We start from the raw sequence: 17,149 nt of genomic DNA, 5'->3' as shown, positions 1-17,149 counted from the left end.
TATTTATATCGATCGGCAATGGCCTATATCAATAAATAAATGCCCATTATGGCTTTCATAATTATTCCCTGATCAATGGCATGGTTGAACAGCGGAACAGTCCTTCCTGTTTGGAAATCTCTGCATAGGCGACTTCTTCCACTACAAAACCGTTCTCCCTGAGCCAGTTGTTCAAACGTTTAAAATTGCGTTCGGAAACCACTACATCGGTATCTATTGAAAACACGTTGGAAAACATGTAATACATTTCGTCCCTGGTGATGTGAAAAAGGTTTTCTTTGCCGAACAGCTTCACAAGATATTCATAATCTTCTTTCCGGTAGAATCCTCCTTCGTATATAATGCCCTTGTCCCTGCCCACGGGTTGAAAACAGCAATCCAGGTGCAGGGCATTGTCCCTTGCCTCGGTTTTGGACTTTACGAGGTCGAATTCCCTGACTTCTTTGTCCGGGAAAAGCTCCCGGATAAACTGCACCCCGTGCATATTGGTCCTGGCCGTGATCTGGTCGGGGTAGTCCTCCCCTTTATAGGTACCCACAAAGATATGGTCGTTCCACAGCATTACATCCCCGCCTTCTACATGGACTTCTTCCGGCGGCGTAATGACCTTTTCGGGCGCTATCTTGTCCATGACATATTGAATAGCCTTCAGTTCCTTTTCCCTGTCCGGGAGTATATTCGACTTTATAAAGAAATCGTCTATGACAAAAGCGATATCCCTGGCAAATATCTGGTTGTAATCCGGAATGATCTCCGGCCGGAAGATCTCTACATCATATTTTCGGAACACTTCGGCAAGGCCTTCTATTTCTCTCACCATATCTTCTTCCTTCGGATAGGTCCCGGCCAGAATGTGTTCCAGCGATTTGGGATCATAGGTTTCTTCGGGAGCAGGCACGGGCCCGTTGTTCTTCGCCGTACCCAATACCAGTGTTTTTAGCCTGGAGGTCTCGTTTTTTACATTCAATTTCAACATAAAGATGATGATTTGTTACAAATATAAAAAAGCAGAGACGCACGGCCGTGCGTCTCTACCTGTTTTTCCGAAAAAATTTCGATTTATTATTCTGATTTTCCTATCGCTTTTCGATATCTGCAAACGGACGTTGAGTTTCACCGATATACACCTGTCTCGGCCTTCCGATCGGCTCGTTGCGCAGGCGCATTTCTCTCCACTGGGCAATCCATCCGGGCAGTCTTCCCAGGGCAAACATCACAGTGAACATTTCTGTGGGGATACCCAGAGCCCTGTATATGATACCGGAATAGAAATCTACATTGGGATAGAGTTTCCTGTCTACAAAATACTGGTCTTCGAGAGCTTCTTTTTCCAGCCCCTTGGCAATATCCAGTACAGGATCTACAACACCCAAGTCGCCCAGCACTTCGTCTGCGGCTTTCTTGATGATCCTTGCCCTCGGGTCGAAGTTTTTATACACCCTGTGACCGAAGCCCATAAGCCGGAAAGGATCGTCCTTATCCTTGGCCTTGGCCATGTATTTTTTGGTATCTCCTCCGTCGGCCTTGATGCCTTCGAGCATTTCTATCACTGCCTGGTTGGCGCCTCCGTGAAGCGGTCCCCAAAGTGCAGAGATCCCGGCAGAAATAGAAGCGAACAGACCTGCATGCGACGATCCTACGATCCTTACGGTAGAGGTAGAACAGTTTTGCTCGTGGTCTGCGTGAAGTATCAGTAGCTTGTCCAGTGCGTTGATCACAATATCATTTTTCTTGTACTCCTTGTTAGGCTTTTTGAACATCATCTTGGCAATGTTCTCTACATATCCTAGGGTATCGTCACCGTAATCCAACGGGAGCCCTGATTTTTTGCGTAATGTCCACGCTACGAGTACAGGGAACTTGGCCATGAGTTTTACAATGGCCCGGTACATGTCTTCATCAGAAGATACATTGACCGAAGAAGGGTTAAAGGCAATAAGAGCACTGGTCAGTGATGACAGTACTCCCATAGGGTGGGCAGATTTGGGGAAGCTGTCGAGGATCTTTTTCATTTCCTCGTCAACCACAGCCTGGTCCCTTATATCGTCGTGGAATTTCTCCAGCTGACTTTTTGTTGGCAACTCACCAAAAATCAAAAGATATGCAACCTCAAGGAAATCGGCTTTCTCGGCCAGTTCTTCGATCGTATAACCGCGATAACGCAGAATTCCCTGTTCGCCGTCGAGGTAGGTAATAGCGCTCTCACACGACCCTGTGTTCTTATAACCCGGATCGAGAGTTATGATACCACTCTTTCCCCGGAGCGTCTTTATATCTATCGCTATTTCATCTTCCGTTCCGACGGTTACGGGAAATTCATATTTCTCACCGTTATACTCTAAGGTAGCAGTTTTTGACATAATAATTATACAGATTTTTTGATTCAATAATATCCATATCGCCATTAGCCGGGAGAGACCGGAACGAGTGATATGAACGAGAGTTGCGAAAATACAAAATTATGTGTTAACATAAGGTTAATTAGCACTATTTTTGACTGTTTTACAGCATAAAAGCCAGTGATTTTGTAACAAGCCCCGGTATGTCTCGGGGGGGGGGCTGAAGTAAGGGGGTACGTATTATGTGTTCGGATTATAAAAAACTCCGGAGCATAATGCTTCCGGAGTTTGTATATGGTTGTGCTGCGGGAAACTATTCGAACGTAGTTCCGCTTAGGCCTAACGGCACCATTTTGGGTGGCACCCGAGCCGGCGTTATTTTACTTTAAACGCTTTTTCCTTCGGGTAGTAAGCCACATCCCCGAGTTCTTCCTCGATACGCAGCAACTGGTTGTATTTGGCCATACGGTCGCTCCTTGAGGCCGACCCGGTTTTGATCTGCCCGGTATTCAGGGCCACAGCGAGGTCTGCGATGGTGTTGTCTTCAGTTTCTCCGGAACGGTGAGACATTACAGAGGTATAACCTGCATTATGCGCCATATTTACGGCTGCAATGGTCTCGGTAAGGGTTCCTATCTGGTTGACTTTGATAAGGATGGAATTGGCAATACCGTTCTCAATACCTCTTGATAATCTTTCGACATTGGTCACATAGAGGTCATCCCCTACCAACTGTACTTTGTCCCCGATCTTTTCGGTAAGGTATTTCCATCCTTCCCAGTCGTTCTCGTCCATACCGTCTTCGATGGATATGATGGGGTATTTGCCCGCCAGTTCAGCGAGGTAGTCGGCCTGTTCCTCGGAAGTCCTTACCTGGCCTTTGTCGCCTTCGAACTTGGTGTAATCGTATTTTCCGTCCACATAAAATTCGGCAGAAGCACAATCCAGGGCGATCATTACCTCGTCCCCGGCTTTATACCCGGCCTTTTCAATGGCTTTGATAATAGTATCCAGAGCATCTTCCGTACCCTCGAGCGTAGGGGCAAATCCTCCTTCGTCACCAACGGCGGTGCTCAGCCCCCTGTCGTGCAGGACTTTTTTGAGGTTGTGGAATATTTCAGTACCCATTTGCATGGCGTGGGTAAAGTTATTTGCTTTTACAGGCATGATCATAAACTCCTGGAAAGCGATCGGAGCATCGGAGTGCGATCCTCCGTTGATAATGTTCATCATGGGCACCGGAAGTGTATTGGCACTAACACCACCTACATAACGGTACAAAGGCATTCCCAGCTCGTTTGCTGCGGCTTTGGCTACTGCGAGGGAAACACCGAGTATGGCATTGGCTCCCAGCTTGGATTTGTTCGGTGTACCGTCCAGCTCTATCATCTTTTTGTCGATGGCGTTCTGTTCAAAAACAGATGTTCCCACCAGTTCTTCGGCCAGTACATTGTTTACGTTGTCTACGGCTTTGGACACGCCTTTACCCATATAGGACGAACCGCCGTCTCTCAGTTCCACGGCCTCGTGTTCTCCCGTAGATGCTCCGGATGGCACTGCTGCCCTTCCCAGTATCCCGTTTTCGGTAACTACATCTACTTCTACGGTAGGGTTACCTCTCGAATCTAAAATTTGCCTTGCATGAACATTAATAATGATACTCATAATACTACTTTGTTATAATCCGTTTTTTCTTTTTCCTTTTTTTTGATACCCTGTACATTAATACGGATGCAATGCATTGCATCCCCACAGGATTGGCCGGTTTAACCGGCATTGTTTACCGCGGTCCTGCTGGCCACCATTTCGATGAACTGGTCAAAGAGATAGGAGGCATCGTGAGGGCCCGCGCTGGCTTCCGGATGATATTGTACCGAAAAGCAGCTCTTGTTCTTTATCCGGATACCTGCAACAGTATTGTCATTGAGATGGATATGGGTGATCTCCACATCGGGATGTGTTTCTACTTCTTCCCGGTTAATGGCAAATCCGTGGTTTTGGGAAGTGACCTCTCCTTTTCCGGAAAGCAGGTTTTTCACCGGGTGGTTGATCCCCCTGTGACCGTGGTGCATTTTATAGCTGGATATTCCCTGCGACAGGGCAATGATCTGGTGCCCCAGGCATATACCGAAAAGCGGCAGGTTTTCGTCTATTATTTGCCTGGCCACGCCAATAACCTCTTCCAGCGGTTCGGGATCTCCGGGACCGTTGGACAGGAAATAGCCGTCCGGCTTCCATGCCCGCAGTTCTTCGAAGCTCGTGTTGTACGGGAATACCTTAATGTAGGCATCTCTTGCCGCCAGGTTGCGGAGAATGTTCTTTTTGATCCCCAGGTCCAGTGCGGCAATTTTATAAGTTGCATCGGGATTACCGACAAAGTAAGGTTCCGTGACAGAAACCCTGGAAGCCAGTTCCAGCCCTTTCATGTCAGGTACCTTTGTCAGTTCGGCCTTTAATTCGTCAATCTTGTCCACTTCGGTAGAGATAACGGCATTCATTGCCCCGTTATCCCGGATATAGCTTACGAGTGCCCTGGTATCTACATCAGAAATGGCAAAAAGCCCGTTCTTGTCCAGGAACTCTTCCAGGGATCCGGAGGCATCTTTCCTGGAGTAATTATAGCTGAAGTTTTTGCATACCAGGCCGGCGATCTTTACGGAATCGGACTCTACTTCTTCCTCGTTGACCCCGTAGTTTCCGATATGGGCATTGGTAGTGACCATGATCTGCCCGAAATACGATGGGTCAGTGAAAATTTCCTGATAACCGGTCATCCCGGTATTAAAACAAACTTCCCCAAAGGCAGTCCCTTCTTTTCCTACTGCTTTTCCATAAAAAATGGTCCCATCCGCAAGGATAATGACCGCTTTTCTTCTTGATTGATACTTCATGTACGGATAAGTATTTAAAAAAAGTCCTTCTGAAGTTGTTTCCGTATGGAATTTGTTTTCTCCGGCTTCCCTGATCATTGCCCGGGTTTACTGCCGGAACGGAATTTTTCGAAGAACTTTTAAAAGTTTTACAAAATAACATAAAAAAAAGGATAAACTAAAATGTTTATCCTTTTGATATGTAATGATTCTGTTATCATTTGTTATTCCTCAGATGAAGGTTTTTTATCTTCTCCTTCTGCCGGTTTATCGGTCTTTTCGGCCTTGGGCTCCTTCTTCGGGGCTTCGGCTTTTTTCTCTTTTGCCGGCTCGGCAGCTTTTTCTTCTACTGCAGTTTCTGCTGAAGCTGCTTCATCTGTCTTTGCAGTGGATTTTTTAACCCGTCCACGTCTTGTAGACTTTTTCTTGGCGGGTTTTCCTGCATCATAGGTTTCGTTGTAATCAACGAGTTCTATCAATGCCATATCGGCATTGTCACCGAGACGGTTGCCCAGTTTTATGATCCTGGTGTATCCGCCGGGGCGGTCTGCCACCTTAACGGCCACTTCCCTGAAAAGCTCAGTTACCGCATATTTATTTCTGAGCTTGCTAAACACTATTCTTCTGTTGTGGGTAGTGTCTTCCTTGGACTTGGTAACCAGCGGTTCTACAAATTGCTTGAGTGCCTTTGCCTTGGCCACAGTGGTGTTGATACGCTTGTGTTCTATCAAAGAGCACGCCATATTGGCCAGCATTGCCTTTCTGTGCGCCGATTTCCTACCTAAGTGGTTTATTTTCTTTCCGTGTCTCATCTTAATTCCCTAATTGTTCTTTTCCGGTAATGTACTCCCCTTTCGGGGAATACATTCGAAAAAGGAAAAGATTAATCTTTATCTAATTTATATTTTGACAGATCCATACCGAAACTCAGCCCTTTCACGCTTACGAGTTCTTCCAGCTCAGTCAGGGACTTTTTACCGAAGTTCCGGAACTTCATCAGGTCGTTCTTATTGAAAGATACCAGGTCGCCCAGGGTATCAACCTCTGCTGCCTTCAGACAGTTCAGCGCACGTACGGACAGGTCCATATCTACCAGCTTGGTCTTGAGCAACTGCCTCATGTGCAGTGACTCTTCGTCATAGGTTTCCGTTTGTGCGATCTCATCGGCCTCGAGGGTTATTCTCTCATCGGAGAACAGCATAAAGTGATGGATCAGTATCTTGGCAGCCTCAGTCAGGGCATCTTTGGGGTGAATAGATCCGTCGGTGATGATCTCAAAAACCAGCTTTTCATAGTCGGTCTTCTGTTCCACACGATAGTTCTCTATGCTATACTTTACGTTCTTGATAGGTGTAAAGATAGAGTCCGTAAAGATGGTTCCTATGGGCACGTTGGGCTTTTTGTTCTCTTCTGCAGGAACATACCCTCTGCCTTTTTCTATGGTGAGTTCCAGGTTGATGTTAACACTGGATTCCATGTTACAGATCACCAGATCCGGGTTCAGTACCTGAAAGCCGGAAATGAATTTCTGAAAATCTCCTGCCGTGAGCTGTTCTTTGCCGGTAATGGAGATCGAAACTGTTTCGTTCTCCACATCGTCTATCTGCCTTTTAAAACAGATCTGTTTTAAATTCAGGATGATCTCCGTTACGTCTTCTACTACACCAGATATGGTAGAGAATTCGTGCTCTACGCCTTCTATTTTTACCGATGTAATAGCAAAACCATCCAACGAAGCCAGCAAGACTCTTCGCAATGCGTTACCAACGGTCAATCCGTATCCGGGTTCCAAAGGGCGGAATTCAAACTTCCCTTCGAAATCGGAAGAATCGATCATTATAACTTTATCGGGCTTTTGAAAATTGAATATTGCCATAATACGACAGCTGTCTGATTATTATTTAGAGTATAACTCGACGATTAATTGTTCCTTGATGTTTTCCGGAATTTGTATTCTTTCCGGTACGGCTACGAATGTTCCTTCTTTCTTCTCTGTATTCCAGGTGATCCATTCGTATACGCTGGAGTTATTGGCCAGGGAATTCTCGATCACTTCCAGGGATTTGGACTTTTCACGAACTCCCACGACATCGCCGGGCTTTAAAGTGTATGAAGGGATGTTTACGATTTCCCCGTTTACGGTAATATGACGGTGCGACACCAATTGCCTTGCACCTCTCCTGGAAGGAGAAACACCCATTCTGTAAACTACATTATCCAGGCGTGACTCGCACAACTGAAGCAGCACCTCACCAGTAACTCCCTTGCTTCGGTTTGCTTTTTCGAACAGGTTCCGGAATTGTTTTTCCAGGATACCGTAAGTGTATTTTGCTTTCTGCTTCTCCATCAACTGGATAGCATATTCAGATTTTTTTCCTCTCCTACGATTGTTTCCGTGTTGCCCGGGAGGGTAATTTTTCTTTTCAAAAGATTTGTCGTCTCCAAAGATCGGCTCTCCGAATTTCCTCGCGATCTTGGTTTTTGGACCTGTGTATCTTGCCATGTTATAAATATTTAAGGGGATGATTATGAATTAAGGCTTATCCTTCGATAATCGTTAACTATCCCCGTTTTTTGAATTACGTTTACAAATTACGAGTTAAGATTTGCGATTTACGAATTACGAAGTCTAAAATATCAAATCAAAAATCGTAAACCGTAAATCTAAAATAAATCAGACTCTTCTTCTTTTAGGCGGACGACATCCGTTGTGCGGCAACGGTGTAACGTCTATGATTTCTGTGACTTCTATACCTGCATTGTGAATGGTACGGATGGCAGATTCCCTTCCGTTACCGGGTCCTTTAACATAGACTTTCACTTTTCTGAGGCCAGCTTCCTGAGCTATTTTAGAAGCATCTTCTGCGGCTATCTGGGCAGCATAGGGAGTGTTTTTCTTTGATCCTCTAAAGCCCATTTTTCCAGCAGACGACCAGGCTATCACATCACCTTTCTTGTTGGTCAGGGATATGATAAGGTTGTTAAATGATGCCGTAACGTGTGCTTCTCCTACAGATTCTACAACGACCTTGCGTTTTTTAGAAGTTTTTGTTGACTTTGCCATTTTTTATAAGTATCAGGTATTAAGTATTAAGTATTAAGTGGTCAGACTGCCATGTTGGGATTATATCCAAAAATATCAAGTGTCTTTGTACTTAATACTAAATTCTAAATACTAATTACACTATTTAGTTGCTTTCTTCTTGTTGGCAACAGTTTTTCGTTTACCTTTTCTTGTCCTGGAATTGTTCTTGGTCCTTTGACCTCTCAGCGGCAATCCGATCCTGTGACGGATACCCCTGTAACATCCTATATCCATCAGACGTTTAATGTTCAACTGTACTTCGGAACGCAATTCCCCTTCGATCGTGTAAACACCAACGGCTTCGCGAATACGGTTAATTTCTTCATCGGTCCAGTCAGACACTTTGGTATCTTCATTTACTTTAGCCTGAGCCAAGATCTCTTTAGCCCTGCTTTTGCCAATACCAAAAATATAGGTCAATGCAATAACCCCTCTTTTGTATTTTGGTATATCTACTCCTGCGATTCTTGCCATAATTACCCTTGTCTTTGTTTAAATCTAGGATTCTTTTTATTAATTACGTACAATCTCCCCTTACGACGCACAATCTTGCACTCGGGACTTCTCTTCTTTAATGATGCTCTTACTTTCATGATAATTCAAAGTTCAAGGTTCAAGGTTCAAGGTTTAAATTCAGCATGGAACTTTAAACCCGCAACCTGAAACTATTTAGTATCTATAAGTGATTCTTGCTTTAGTAAGGTCATACGGGCTCATTTCCAGCTTCACCTTATCGCCAGGCAACAATTTTATGTAATGCATACGCATTTTACCGGATATATGAGCAGTAACTACATGACCATTTTCCAGTTCTACCCGAAACATTGCGTTAGACAATGCTTCGATGATGGTTCCGTCTTGTTCTATTGCTGCTTGTTTAGCCATTTTTGATTTACGATTTACAATTTACGATTTACGATTTGATTTTTTAATCTGACACCGCAAATCGAAAATCCAAAATATCATTTATGCCACTACTTTTCTGTTCTTGCCCGTTTTCATCAGGCCGTCATAATGCCTGTTGAGCAGGTAGGAGTTTACTTGCTGTATGGTGTCTATCGCAACTCCCACCATGATCAGCAAAGATGTCCCTCCGTAAAACAGGGCCCAGCCTTGTTGCATTCCGATAATTTTTACCACAAAGGCCGGTAAAATAGCGATTATCGCCAGGAATATCGACCCTGGAAACGTGATCAGTGACATTATTTTGTCGAGATAATCACCGGTTTCTTTTCCGGGTTTTATTCCGGGAATAAAGCCTCCGCTTCTCTTCAGGTCATCTGCCATTTTGTTCGTAGGCACAGTTATGGCGGTGTAAAAATACGTAAAAACTATGATCAGCAAAGCAAAGACCAGATTGTACCAAAAACCGAAAATATCCATAAAAGCTGCTTTTACAGACTGTGCGGCATCTGAATTGGACAATCCTGCCAATGCTCCCGGCACAAACATGATAGCCTGTGCAAAGATAATGGGCATTACTCCGGACGCATTCAGTTTTAAGGGTATATACTGCCTTGAACCGAATACATTTTTTTCATATCCACCCGAAGCTGTTCTCCTCGCATACTGTACCGGTATCTGCCTTGTGGCCATTACCAGCATAATGCTGGCCAGTATAACCACGAACCAGATGACCAGTTCAATAAGGATAAGCATCAGCCCTCCGTTGTTTTCAGACACTCTGGAAACAAATTCCTGTACAAAGGACAGCGGTAACCGGGCTATAATTCCCACCATGATCAACAGTGAAATTCCATTACCGATACCTTTATCCGTAATTTTTTCACCGAGCCACATAGCAAATATGGTACCGGTTACGAGAATAATAACCGACGGAATGATAAAATCGAGCCCTTTACCTAGCAGGAAAGCGCTATCGGGCACACCGAGCGCTCCCAGGCCATAGAGGTATGCAGGTGCCTGCACTACACATATGGCAATGGTCAGCCAGCGGGTGATCTGGTTAATGGTCTTCCTGCCACTCTCTCCCTCTTTTTGTAGTTTTTGCAGGTAAGGAATAGCAATTCCCATTAACTGCACTACAATAGAGGCCGAGATATATGGCATTATACCCAAAGCAAAAACGGAAGCGTTGGCAAAAGCCCCTCCCGTAAAAGCATTAAGTATTCCCAACAGACCGGTGTCTGTCTTGCTGGACAACTCCGCCAGTTGTACTGAATCAACACCCGGAAGAACGATCTGTGTACCTAAACGATACACCAACAGCAACCCGAGGGTTACCAGTATCCTGCCTTTAAGCTCTTCTATCTTCCAAATGTTGCTTAGTGTCTCAAAAAATTTCTTCATGGTAGGTTTTTTCTTATAAAGCTACCGCTTCGCCTCCTGCCTTTTCAATGGCTTCTTTAGCGCTGGCGGTAAATTTATGTACAGATACTTTTAACTTTGTTTTCAGTTCGCCTCCGCCGAGTATTTTTACCAGGTCGGAACGCTTTACTACTTTGTTGTTGATCAAAATATCCATATCCACAGTGTCAGTGATCACACCTTTATCCACCATGTCCTGTAATTTACCCAGGTTTATCCCTACGTATTCTTTGCGGTTAATATTTTTAAAACCGAATTTAGGGACACGCCTTTGAAGTGGCATCTGCCCTCCTTCAAAACCGATCTTCTTGGAGTATCCGGAACGCGACTTGGCTCCTTTATGACCACGTGTTGCAGTACCACCTTTTCCGGAACCCTCTCCCCGGCCTACTCGCTTTCCGTCCTTGTGTACTGAACCTTTTGCTGGTTGTAAGTTACTTAAGTTCATACTTAAAAATTATTTACGATTTACGACTTACGACTTACGATTTACGATTGTTGATTTTCTCAATCTAAAATCCAAAATCGTCCATCTAAAATCTATTTAGTCTCTTCTACAGAAACCAAGTGTTTAACTTTATTTACCATACCAAGGATATTTGGTGTAGCGTCGTGTTCTACTACCTGTCCTATTTTTCTAAGGCCAAGAGCTTCAAGGGTCCTCTTTTGATCCTGGGGACGCTTGATGTTGCTCCTTACTTGTGTAACTCTGATCTTTCCCATTTTTATCCTTGTTTACCCTTTAAAAACTTTTTCTAAAGAAATGCCTCGTTGTGCGGCTACCGTATTGGCACCCCTCAACTGCAACAAAGCGTCGAAAGTAGCTTTTACCACATTGTGAGGGTTGGAAGAGCCCTGGGATTTAGACAATACGTCGTGTACTCCCACTGCTTCGAGAACCGAACGCACTGCCCCACCGGCAATAACACCGGTACCGTGAGAAGCGGGTTGAATGTACACTCGTGCACCTCCGTATTTCCCTTTTTGCTCATGAGGCAGGGTTCCTTTGTTCAAAGGAATACGAACGAGGTTTTTCTTAGCATCCTCAACGGCTTTGGATATGGCATCGGCAACCTCTTTGGATTTGCCCAGGCCGTGTCCTACAACACCGTTTTCATCTCCTACTACCACTATAGCAGAAAAGCCGAATGCTCTACCTCCTTTAGTAACCTTAGTAACTCTCTGTACGCCAACCAAGCGGTCTTTCAATTCCAGTCCGCCGGGTTTTACCAATTCTGCGTTTTTGTATTTCTGAAACATAATTTCTTAGAATTTTAGTCCTGCTTCCCTAGCACCTTCCGCTAATGATTTTACTCTTCCGTGATACAGATACCCTCCTCTGTCGAAGGAAACGATCTCTATCCCGGCTTTCAATGCCTTTTCGGCTATTGCTTTTCCAACCAATGCAGATACTTCTGTTTTGGTGCCTTTTGAGCCGGCAATCTCTTTATCCCTGGAAGATGCCGCTACAAGGGTTACTCCTTTTACATCGTCTACCAGTTGTGCATAAATCTCTTTATTGCTCCTAAAAACAGCCAGCCTGGGTCTTTCTGCAGTACCGCTGATCACCTTCCTGATCCTGTTCTTAATACGTTGTCTTCTTTCCGTCTTTGATAATGCCATAATGCTAATTATTAAGCTGATTTACCTGCTTTTCTCCTTAATTGCTCACCGACAAACTTAACTCCTTTACCTTTATAAGGCTCCGGTTTACGGAACGAACGGATCTTTGCCGCTACCTGGCCCACCAACTGTTTATCAGATGATGTAAGTTTTATAATGGGGTTTTTCCCTTTTTCGGAAACGGTTTCCACCTTTACTTCCGGCGCCAGTTCCAAAACGATGTTGTGAGAAAATCCGAGAGCCAGGTCGAGCTTCTGCCCCTGGTTGCTGGCCCTGTAACCTACACCTACCAATTCCAACTCCTTGGTAAATCCGGCCGATACCCCTTCTACCATATTATTGATAAGGCTTCTGTACAGACCGCTCTTGGCATTCTGGTCTTTGGTATCTGCAGTGGTTTCTATCACAATTTGTCCATCCTCTTGCTTCACAGCAACGTCTTTAACTTCCTGAGTTAATTCGCCTAATTTACCCTTAACGGTTACCTTGTTACCATCAATAGTTACGGTAACACCATCAGGTATATTGATTGGACTTTTCCCTATTCTTGACATTTTTCCTTGTCTTTATAATTTAGTAAACGTAACACAATACTTCACCACCCACCTTCTCATTCTTGGCCTGCTTGCTGGTCATCACTCCGTGAGAAGTAGACACTACAGCTATACCAAGGCCATTCAATACTCTGGGCAGATCTGCAGAGCTAACATACTTACGCAGCCCGGGCTTACTCACACGCTGTATTTTTTTGATAACGGGCTCTTTGGTAGCCTTGTCATACTTCAGGGCGATCTTTATAGTTCCCTGTACGGTGTTGTCTTCAAACTTGTAGCTCAGGATATACCCCTGATCGAACAGGATCTTGGTGATCTCTTTCTTCAAGTTAGAAGCAGGAATCTCTACTACCCTGTGCCCAGCGCTATTAGCGTTCCTGATTCTTGTCAAATAATCTGCTATCGGATCTGTAAACATCTGTATCTATTTGCGGTAACAGTTTTCGGAACGATCATATCCCGAACTTACTACCAGTTAAAATTTTACCAACTTGCTTTCTTAACCCCGGGGATCAGTCCCTGGTTTGCCATTTCGCGGAAGGTTACACGAGAAATACCGAAGACCCTCATATACCCTTTAGGCCTACCTGTGAGCTTGCATCGGTTGTGCAGCCTTACAGGTGAAGCGTTCTTGGGCAGTTTTTGCAATGCCTCGTAATCGCCGGCCTCTATCAGCGCCTTGCGTTTAGCGGCATATTTGGCAACCAGCTTTTGTCTCTTCACCTCGCGGGCTTTCATGGATTCTTTAGCCATACTTAATTCTTTTTAAAAGGTAATCCTAATTCACTTAACAATGATTTTGCCTCTTTATCGGTATTGGCAGAAGTTACAAAGGTAATATCCATACCGGAGATCTTGTTCACCTTGTCAATATCGATCTCGGGAAATATGATCTGTTCGGTGATACCGAGGTTATAATTTCCCCTACCGTCAAAACCTGTGGCCTTGATACCGTTAAAGTCTCTAACCCTTGGCAAAGCTGAAGTGACCAGCCTGTCCAGGAATTCGTACATTTGTTCTCCGCGAAGGGTCACTTTTGCCCCAATCGGCATTCCCTTACGAAGTTTAAATGAAGCAACGTCCTTTTTAGATACAGTAGATACGGCTTTTTGCCCGGTAATCTTACCCAGTTCATCTACCGCGTGGTCGATCAACTTTTTATCCGCAACGGCAGCTCCGACACCGCGACTAAGCACGATCTTTTTCAGCTTAGGCACTTCCATGACATTCTTGTACCCAAATTCTTCTGTAAGAGCAGAAATAACTCTCTCCTTATACTCTTGTTTCAATCTCGGAATGTAAGCCATAACTAAATTACTTCATTAGATTTCTTGGAAACTCTCACTTTCTTGCCATCTCTTACTTCATATCCTACCCTTGTAGCTTCTTTCGACTTCGGGTCGATCAAAGACAGGTTGGATATGTGCAGAGGAGCTTCTTTCTTAACGATCCCTCCCTGAGGACTTTGTGCACTGGGTTTCTGATGTTTGGAAACCATGTTCACACCCTCTACGATCGCCTTGTTCTTTTCACGATCTACTTTAAGGACCTTCCCTTCTTCACCTTTGTGCTCTCCGGCAATAACCCTTACTGTATCTCCTGATTTTATCTTTAGCTTTATCATTTTTACCAAATGTATTACAGCACCTCAGGCGCTAATGATACGATCTTCATAAACTGCTTGTCGCGAAGTTCTCTGGCTACCGGTCCGAATACACGGGTTCCGCGCATTTCTCCGGTGGCATTTAACAGTACGCAAGCATTGTCATCAAAACGGATGTAAGAGCCATCGGGCCTTCTTACTTCCTTTTTGGTACGAACAACCACAGCTGTGGATACCTGTCCTTTCTTTACGTTTCCGTTAGGTGTGGCTTCTTTTACGGTAACCACGATCTTATCTCCTACGGAAGCATATCTTCTTTTTGTACCTCCGAGAACGCGAATAGTCAGGACTTCCTTGGCCCCGGTATTATCGGCTACTTTTAATCTTGATTCTTGCTGTACCATAATTACTTCGCTCTTTCAATGATTTCAACTAACCTCCAACACTTGGTTCTACTTAACGGACGGGTCTCCATTATTTTAACAGTATCTCCAATGTTGCAATCGTTCTGTTCGTCGTGTGCGACATATTTTTTAGTCTTCAACACGAATTTTCCGTACATAGGGTGTTTTACCCGCTTTACTTCAGAAACCACTATGGATTTTTCCATTTTGTTACTGGTAACAACACCTATTCTTTCTTTTCTTAATTTTCTTGTTTCTTCCATCTTAAAGCAGCATAGAATTATTGTAATTCTCTTTTAGTGAGCTCAGTGGCCAACCTTGCAACCGTTCTTCTAGCTTTTCTGAGCTGAAGCGGATTTTCCAGAGGAGTGATGGCATGAGCCATTTTCAGGTCTGCATAATTCTTCTTGAATTCACCAAGCCTTTCCTGCAGCTCAGCAACAGATAATTCTTTAATTTCTGACTGTTTCATTGTTCCTCAAATTAATTAAGCTGAATAATCCCTTGCTACAATGAATTTTGTTTTTACCGGAAGTTTTTGAGCGGCCAGACGCAATGCTTCTTTAGCCACGTCCATCGGCACTCCTCCGATCTCGAACATAATTCTGCCTGGTTTTACTACTGCAGCCCAGTATTCTACTGCACCTTTACCTTTACCCATACGTACTTCAAGAGGCTTCTTGGTGATCGGCTTGTCCGGAAATATCTTTATCCACAACTGCCCTTCCCTTTTCATATAACGGGTAGCTGCAATACGTGCAGCTTCTATCTGACGCGCTGTAATGAATGATGAATCCAGAGATTTTATACCAAACATTCCGTTAGAAAGTTCATGCCCTCTCTGGGAAATCCCTTTCATACGCCCCTTCTGCTGTTTACGATATTTGGTTCTTTTTGGCTGTAACATTTTTTCCTAACTTTAAAAAATTACTTTCTGCGACGAGCTTTTTTGGCACCGCCTTTTCCTCCCTGCTGTTTTTTGGACATACCAACCAGCGGAGACAGTTCTCTTTTGCCGTAAACCTCGCCTTTCATGATCCACACTTTTATACCGAGCCTACCATAAGTGGTGTGCGCTTCGTGCAGTGCGTAATCAATATCAGCTCTAAAGGTAGACAGAGGTATCCTTCCATCTTTGTAAGATTCTGAACGCGCCATTTCAGCACCGTTCAGACGGCCGGAGATCTGTATCTTAACTCCTTCTGCATTCATCCTCATCGCCGCAGCAATAGCCATTTTTATCGCACGTCTGTAGCTGATCCTGCTTTCTATCTGACGGGCGACACTTGCTGCTACAAGATTAGCATCCAACTCAGGCCTTTTGATCTCAAAGATGTTGATCTGAACCTCTTTGTCGGTAATTTGCTTGAGCTCTTCCTTCAGCTTGTCTACCTCCTGACCGCCTTTACCGATAATGATACCGGGACGTGCGGTGGTGATAGTAACGGTTACAAGTTTCAGGGTGCGCTCAATGATTACCCTGGATACACTAGCTTTCGATAAACGAGCGTGAACATATTTTCTTATCTTATCGTCTTCGGCGATCTTGTCACCGTAGTCCTTGCCTCCGTACCAGTTAGATTCCCATCCTCTGATAATCCCAAGGCGATTTCCGATTGGATTTGTTTTTTGTCCCATTTATCTCCTAGCTTTGTGTGTTATTATTAGCTCCAAGTACCAGTGTTACGTGGTTGGAACGTTTTCTTATCCTGTGCGCACGACCCTGGGGAGCAGGACGAAGCCTTTTCAGCATGCTTCCTCCGTCTACGCGAATCTCTTTTACGTACAGGTCTGCTTCTTCAATATCAGCATCTTCGTTCTTGGCCTGCCAGTTGGCTATTGCAGACAACAACAGTTTTTCCAGACGACGGGATGCTTCTTTTTGGCTGAATTTCAAAATAGCAAGCGCTTTTTCTACTTTCTCACCTCTTACCAAATCCGCCACCAGGCGCATTTTTCTGGGTGAAGTAGGGCAGTTATTCAACTTTGCAAATGCTAACTCGCGTTTAGCCTCCTTTATTTGCTCTGCTCTTTGTCTTTTGCGAACTCCCATAGCTTCCTACTTATTTTTTTCCTTTATTCTTTGCACCGGCATGCCCCCGGAAGGACCTTGTCGGTGAAAATTCTCCTAACTTATGCCCCACCATGTTCTCTGTAACATATACGGGAACGAACTGACGACCATTGTGTACTGCTATAGTCTGTCCTACAAAATCCGGTGTAATCATAGAAGCTCTGGACCAGGTTTTAATAACCGTTTTCTTTCCAGATTCTATGTTTTGCTGTACTTTCTTTTCCAGACTATAGTGAACGTAAGGTCCTTTCTTTAACGAACGTGCCATC

Annotated in this window: 28 protein-coding genes; all 28 read right to left on the bottom strand. The window is 44.4% G+C overall.

Annotation, left to right across the window (positions count from 1 at the left end; translation table 11 throughout):
* Positions 1-61 precede the first annotated feature (61 nt).
* A complete protein-coding gene (locus KN811_RS14510; protein ID WP_187964752.1) occupies positions 62-976 on the bottom strand; it encodes a dimethylarginine dimethylaminohydrolase family protein in 915 nt (304 codons plus the stop codon).
* 100 nt (positions 977-1,076) lie between these two features.
* Positions 1,077-2,360 (bottom strand): citrate synthase, encoded by a 1,284-nt coding sequence (locus tag KN811_RS14505; protein ID WP_187964751.1) that lies wholly within the window; start codon positions 2,358-2,360, stop codon positions 1,077-1,079.
* A gap of 354 nt (positions 2,361-2,714) precedes the next feature.
* On the bottom strand, positions 2,715-4,004 hold the full coding sequence (gene eno / locus KN811_RS14500; protein ID WP_187964750.1) for a phosphopyruvate hydratase: 1,290 nt from the start codon (positions 4,002-4,004) through the stop codon (positions 2,715-2,717).
* A 101-nt stretch (positions 4,005-4,105) separates the two neighbouring features.
* The gene (gene carA / locus KN811_RS14495; protein WP_187964749.1) at positions 4,106-5,230 is read right to left on the bottom strand and encodes a glutamine-hydrolyzing carbamoyl-phosphate synthase small subunit; all 1,125 of its coding nucleotides are present in this window, start codon (positions 5,228-5,230) and stop codon (positions 4,106-4,108) included.
* Positions 5,231-5,433: 203 nt separating this feature from the next.
* The gene (gene rplQ, locus KN811_RS14490) at positions 5,434-6,021 is read right to left on the bottom strand and encodes a 50S ribosomal protein L17 (protein ID WP_187964748.1); all 588 of its coding nucleotides are present in this window, start codon (positions 6,019-6,021) and stop codon (positions 5,434-5,436) included.
* 71 nt (positions 6,022-6,092) lie between these two features.
* Positions 6,093-7,085, bottom strand: coding sequence for a DNA-directed RNA polymerase subunit alpha (locus KN811_RS14485; protein WP_187964747.1), 993 nt, complete (start codon positions 7,083-7,085; stop codon positions 6,093-6,095).
* Between the two features lie 21 nt (positions 7,086-7,106).
* Complete coding sequence (gene rpsD / locus KN811_RS14480; RefSeq protein ID WP_187964746.1) at positions 7,107-7,712, bottom strand: 30S ribosomal protein S4; 606 nt, start codon at positions 7,710-7,712, stop codon at positions 7,107-7,109.
* A 171-nt stretch (positions 7,713-7,883) separates the two neighbouring features.
* Entirely contained in the window at positions 7,884-8,273 is a 390-nt protein-coding gene (gene rpsK, locus KN811_RS14475) for a 30S ribosomal protein S11 (RefSeq protein ID WP_187964745.1), read from the bottom strand.
* Between the two features lie 120 nt (positions 8,274-8,393).
* Complete coding sequence (gene rpsM / locus KN811_RS14470) at positions 8,394-8,768, bottom strand: 30S ribosomal protein S13 (protein ID WP_187964744.1); 375 nt, start codon at positions 8,766-8,768, stop codon at positions 8,394-8,396.
* 2 nt (positions 8,769-8,770) lie between these two features.
* Positions 8,771-8,887 (bottom strand): type B 50S ribosomal protein L36, encoded by a 117-nt coding sequence (gene ykgO, locus KN811_RS14465; RefSeq protein ID WP_074978891.1) that lies wholly within the window; start codon positions 8,885-8,887, stop codon positions 8,771-8,773.
* Between the two features lie 76 nt (positions 8,888-8,963).
* A complete protein-coding gene (gene infA / locus KN811_RS14460; protein ID WP_011710675.1) occupies positions 8,964-9,179 on the bottom strand; it encodes a translation initiation factor IF-1 in 216 nt (71 codons plus the stop codon).
* A gap of 81 nt (positions 9,180-9,260) precedes the next feature.
* Positions 9,261-10,604: a preprotein translocase subunit SecY gene (gene secY, locus KN811_RS14455; protein ID WP_187964743.1), complete on the bottom strand. Its 1,344-nt coding sequence runs from the start codon at positions 10,602-10,604 to the stop codon at positions 9,261-9,263.
* A 13-nt stretch (positions 10,605-10,617) separates the two neighbouring features.
* On the bottom strand, positions 10,618-11,070 hold the full coding sequence (gene rplO, locus KN811_RS14450) for a 50S ribosomal protein L15 (RefSeq protein WP_187964742.1): 453 nt from the start codon (positions 11,068-11,070) through the stop codon (positions 10,618-10,620).
* Between the two features lie 92 nt (positions 11,071-11,162).
* Positions 11,163-11,345: a 50S ribosomal protein L30 gene (rpmD, locus tag KN811_RS14445; protein WP_187964741.1), complete on the bottom strand. Its 183-nt coding sequence runs from the start codon at positions 11,343-11,345 to the stop codon at positions 11,163-11,165.
* Positions 11,346-11,357: 12 nt separating this feature from the next.
* Positions 11,358-11,882, bottom strand: a complete 525-nt coding sequence (rpsE, locus tag KN811_RS14440; protein ID WP_187964740.1) for a 30S ribosomal protein S5 — start codon at positions 11,880-11,882, stop codon at positions 11,358-11,360.
* A 6-nt stretch (positions 11,883-11,888) separates the two neighbouring features.
* Positions 11,889-12,245: a 50S ribosomal protein L18 gene (gene rplR, locus KN811_RS14435; RefSeq protein ID WP_187964739.1), complete on the bottom strand. Its 357-nt coding sequence runs from the start codon at positions 12,243-12,245 to the stop codon at positions 11,889-11,891.
* 11 nt (positions 12,246-12,256) lie between these two features.
* A complete protein-coding gene (rplF, locus tag KN811_RS14430; protein ID WP_187964738.1) occupies positions 12,257-12,799 on the bottom strand; it encodes a 50S ribosomal protein L6 in 543 nt (180 codons plus the stop codon).
* Positions 12,800-12,818: 19 nt separating this feature from the next.
* Positions 12,819-13,217, bottom strand: a complete 399-nt coding sequence (rpsH, locus tag KN811_RS14425; RefSeq protein WP_187964737.1) for a 30S ribosomal protein S8 — start codon at positions 13,215-13,217, stop codon at positions 12,819-12,821.
* A gap of 65 nt (positions 13,218-13,282) precedes the next feature.
* Entirely contained in the window at positions 13,283-13,552 is a 270-nt protein-coding gene (gene rpsN, locus KN811_RS14420; RefSeq protein ID WP_187964736.1) for a 30S ribosomal protein S14, read from the bottom strand.
* A gap of 2 nt (positions 13,553-13,554) precedes the next feature.
* Positions 13,555-14,106: a 50S ribosomal protein L5 gene (gene rplE / locus KN811_RS14415; protein ID WP_187964735.1), complete on the bottom strand. Its 552-nt coding sequence runs from the start codon at positions 14,104-14,106 to the stop codon at positions 13,555-13,557.
* A gap of 2 nt (positions 14,107-14,108) precedes the next feature.
* On the bottom strand, positions 14,109-14,423 hold the full coding sequence (gene rplX, locus KN811_RS14410; RefSeq protein ID WP_187964734.1) for a 50S ribosomal protein L24: 315 nt from the start codon (positions 14,421-14,423) through the stop codon (positions 14,109-14,111).
* A 14-nt stretch (positions 14,424-14,437) separates the two neighbouring features.
* Positions 14,438-14,806, bottom strand: a complete 369-nt coding sequence (rplN, locus tag KN811_RS14405; protein WP_187964733.1) for a 50S ribosomal protein L14 — start codon at positions 14,804-14,806, stop codon at positions 14,438-14,440.
* Between the two features lie 2 nt (positions 14,807-14,808).
* Positions 14,809-15,069 carry a 30S ribosomal protein S17 gene (gene rpsQ, locus KN811_RS14400; RefSeq protein ID WP_187964732.1) on the bottom strand — a complete coding sequence of 87 codons (261 nt, stop codon included), beginning with the start codon at positions 15,067-15,069 and terminating at the stop codon, positions 14,809-14,811.
* A gap of 17 nt (positions 15,070-15,086) precedes the next feature.
* On the bottom strand, positions 15,087-15,278 hold the full coding sequence (rpmC, locus tag KN811_RS14395; protein WP_187964731.1) for a 50S ribosomal protein L29: 192 nt from the start codon (positions 15,276-15,278) through the stop codon (positions 15,087-15,089).
* A gap of 15 nt (positions 15,279-15,293) precedes the next feature.
* Positions 15,294-15,713 carry a 50S ribosomal protein L16 gene (gene rplP, locus KN811_RS14390; RefSeq protein WP_187964730.1) on the bottom strand — a complete coding sequence of 140 codons (420 nt, stop codon included), beginning with the start codon at positions 15,711-15,713 and terminating at the stop codon, positions 15,294-15,296.
* Positions 15,714-15,733: 20 nt separating this feature from the next.
* Complete coding sequence (gene rpsC, locus KN811_RS14385) at positions 15,734-16,444, bottom strand: 30S ribosomal protein S3 (RefSeq protein ID WP_187964729.1); 711 nt, start codon at positions 16,442-16,444, stop codon at positions 15,734-15,736.
* Between the two features lie 7 nt (positions 16,445-16,451).
* Positions 16,452-16,859: a 50S ribosomal protein L22 gene (gene rplV / locus KN811_RS14380; protein WP_187964728.1), complete on the bottom strand. Its 408-nt coding sequence runs from the start codon at positions 16,857-16,859 to the stop codon at positions 16,452-16,454.
* Between the two features lie 10 nt (positions 16,860-16,869).
* A complete protein-coding gene (gene rpsS, locus KN811_RS14375) occupies positions 16,870-17,148 on the bottom strand; it encodes a 30S ribosomal protein S19 (protein WP_112369858.1) in 279 nt (92 codons plus the stop codon).
* Between the last annotated feature and the right edge of the window lies 1 nt (position 17,149).

Source organism: Sinomicrobium weinanense (genome assembly GCF_018863395.1).
GTDB lineage: Bacteria > Bacteroidota > Bacteroidia > Flavobacteriales > Flavobacteriaceae > Sinomicrobium > Sinomicrobium weinanense.
Note: the sequence above shows the minus strand (reverse complement) of the source record. Positions and strands in the feature narration are given on the sequence as shown.

Excerpts from the sequence above, each read along its gene's own strand:
- rplE (WP_187964735.1), bottom strand. The coding sequence starts at position 14,106 with ATGGCTTACATTCCGAGATTGAAACAAGAGTATAAGGAGAGAGTTATT.
- rpsD (WP_187964746.1), bottom strand. The coding sequence starts at position 7,712 with ATGGCAAGATACACAGGTCCAAAAACCAAGATCGCGAGGAAATTCGGA.
- secY (WP_187964743.1), bottom strand. The coding sequence starts at position 10,604 with ATGAAGAAATTTTTTGAGACACTAAGCAACATTTGGAAGATAGAAGAG.
- rpsC (WP_187964729.1), bottom strand. The coding sequence starts at position 16,444 with ATGGGACAAAAAACAAATCCAATCGGAAATCGCCTTGGGATTATCAGA.
- KN811_RS14485 (WP_187964747.1), bottom strand. The coding sequence starts at position 7,085 with ATGGCAATATTCAATTTTCAAAAGCCCGATAAAGTTATAATGATCGAT.
- KN811_RS14505 (WP_187964751.1), bottom strand. The coding sequence starts at position 2,360 with ATGTCAAAAACTGCTACCTTAGAGTATAACGGTGAGAAATATGAATTT.
- rpmD (WP_187964741.1), bottom strand. The coding sequence starts at position 11,345 with ATGGGAAAGATCAGAGTTACACAAGTAAGGAGCAACATCAAGCGTCCC.
- rplX (WP_187964734.1), bottom strand. The coding sequence starts at position 14,423 with ATGATAAAGCTAAAGATAAAATCAGGAGATACAGTAAGGGTTATTGCC.
- rpsH (WP_187964737.1), bottom strand. The coding sequence starts at position 13,217 with ATGTTTACAGATCCGATAGCAGATTATTTGACAAGAATCAGGAACGCT.
- rplV (WP_187964728.1), bottom strand. The coding sequence starts at position 16,859 with ATGGGAGTTCGCAAAAGACAAAGAGCAGAGCAAATAAAGGAGGCTAAA.
- rpsQ (WP_187964732.1), bottom strand. The coding sequence starts at position 15,069 with ATGGAAGAAACAAGAAAATTAAGAAAAGAAAGAATAGGTGTTGTTACC.
- rplO (WP_187964742.1), bottom strand. The coding sequence starts at position 11,070 with ATGAACTTAAGTAACTTACAACCAGCAAAAGGTTCAGTACACAAGGAC.
- rpsS (WP_112369858.1), bottom strand. The coding sequence starts at position 17,148 with ATGGCACGTTCGTTAAAGAAAGGACCTTACGTTCACTATAGTCTGGAA.
- carA (WP_187964749.1), bottom strand. The coding sequence starts at position 5,230 with ATGAAGTATCAATCAAGAAGAAAAGCGGTCATTATCCTTGCGGATGGG.
- rplQ (WP_187964748.1), bottom strand. The coding sequence starts at position 6,021 with ATGAGACACGGAAAGAAAATAAACCACTTAGGTAGGAAATCGGCGCAC.
- rplF (WP_187964738.1), bottom strand. The coding sequence starts at position 12,799 with ATGTCAAGAATAGGGAAAAGTCCAATCAATATACCTGATGGTGTTACC.
- eno (WP_187964750.1), bottom strand. The coding sequence starts at position 4,004 with ATGAGTATCATTATTAATGTTCATGCAAGGCAAATTTTAGATTCGAGA.
- ykgO (WP_074978891.1), bottom strand. The coding sequence starts at position 8,887 with ATGAAAGTAAGAGCATCATTAAAGAAGAGAAGTCCCGAGTGCAAGATT.
- rpmC (WP_187964731.1), bottom strand. The coding sequence starts at position 15,278 with ATGAAACAGTCAGAAATTAAAGAATTATCTGTTGCTGAGCTGCAGGAA.
- rpsM (WP_187964744.1), bottom strand. The coding sequence starts at position 8,768 with ATGGCAAGAATCGCAGGAGTAGATATACCAAAATACAAAAGAGGGGTT.
- rplN (WP_187964733.1), bottom strand. The coding sequence starts at position 14,806 with ATGGTACAGCAAGAATCAAGATTAAAAGTAGCCGATAATACCGGGGCC.
- rplP (WP_187964730.1), bottom strand. The coding sequence starts at position 15,713 with ATGTTACAGCCAAAAAGAACCAAATATCGTAAACAGCAGAAGGGGCGT.
- KN811_RS14510 (WP_187964752.1), bottom strand. The coding sequence starts at position 976 with ATGTTGAAATTGAATGTAAAAAACGAGACCTCCAGGCTAAAAACACTG.
- rplR (WP_187964739.1), bottom strand. The coding sequence starts at position 12,245 with ATGGCATTATCAAAGACGGAAAGAAGACAACGTATTAAGAACAGGATC.
- rpsE (WP_187964740.1), bottom strand. The coding sequence starts at position 11,882 with ATGTTTCAGAAATACAAAAACGCAGAATTGGTAAAACCCGGCGGACTG.
- rpsK (WP_187964745.1), bottom strand. The coding sequence starts at position 8,273 with ATGGCAAAGTCAACAAAAACTTCTAAAAAACGCAAGGTCGTTGTAGAA.
- rpsN (WP_187964736.1), bottom strand. The coding sequence starts at position 13,552 with ATGGCTAAAGAATCCATGAAAGCCCGCGAGGTGAAGAGACAAAAGCTG.
- infA (WP_011710675.1), bottom strand. The coding sequence starts at position 9,179 with ATGGCTAAACAAGCAGCAATAGAACAAGACGGAACCATCATCGAAGCA.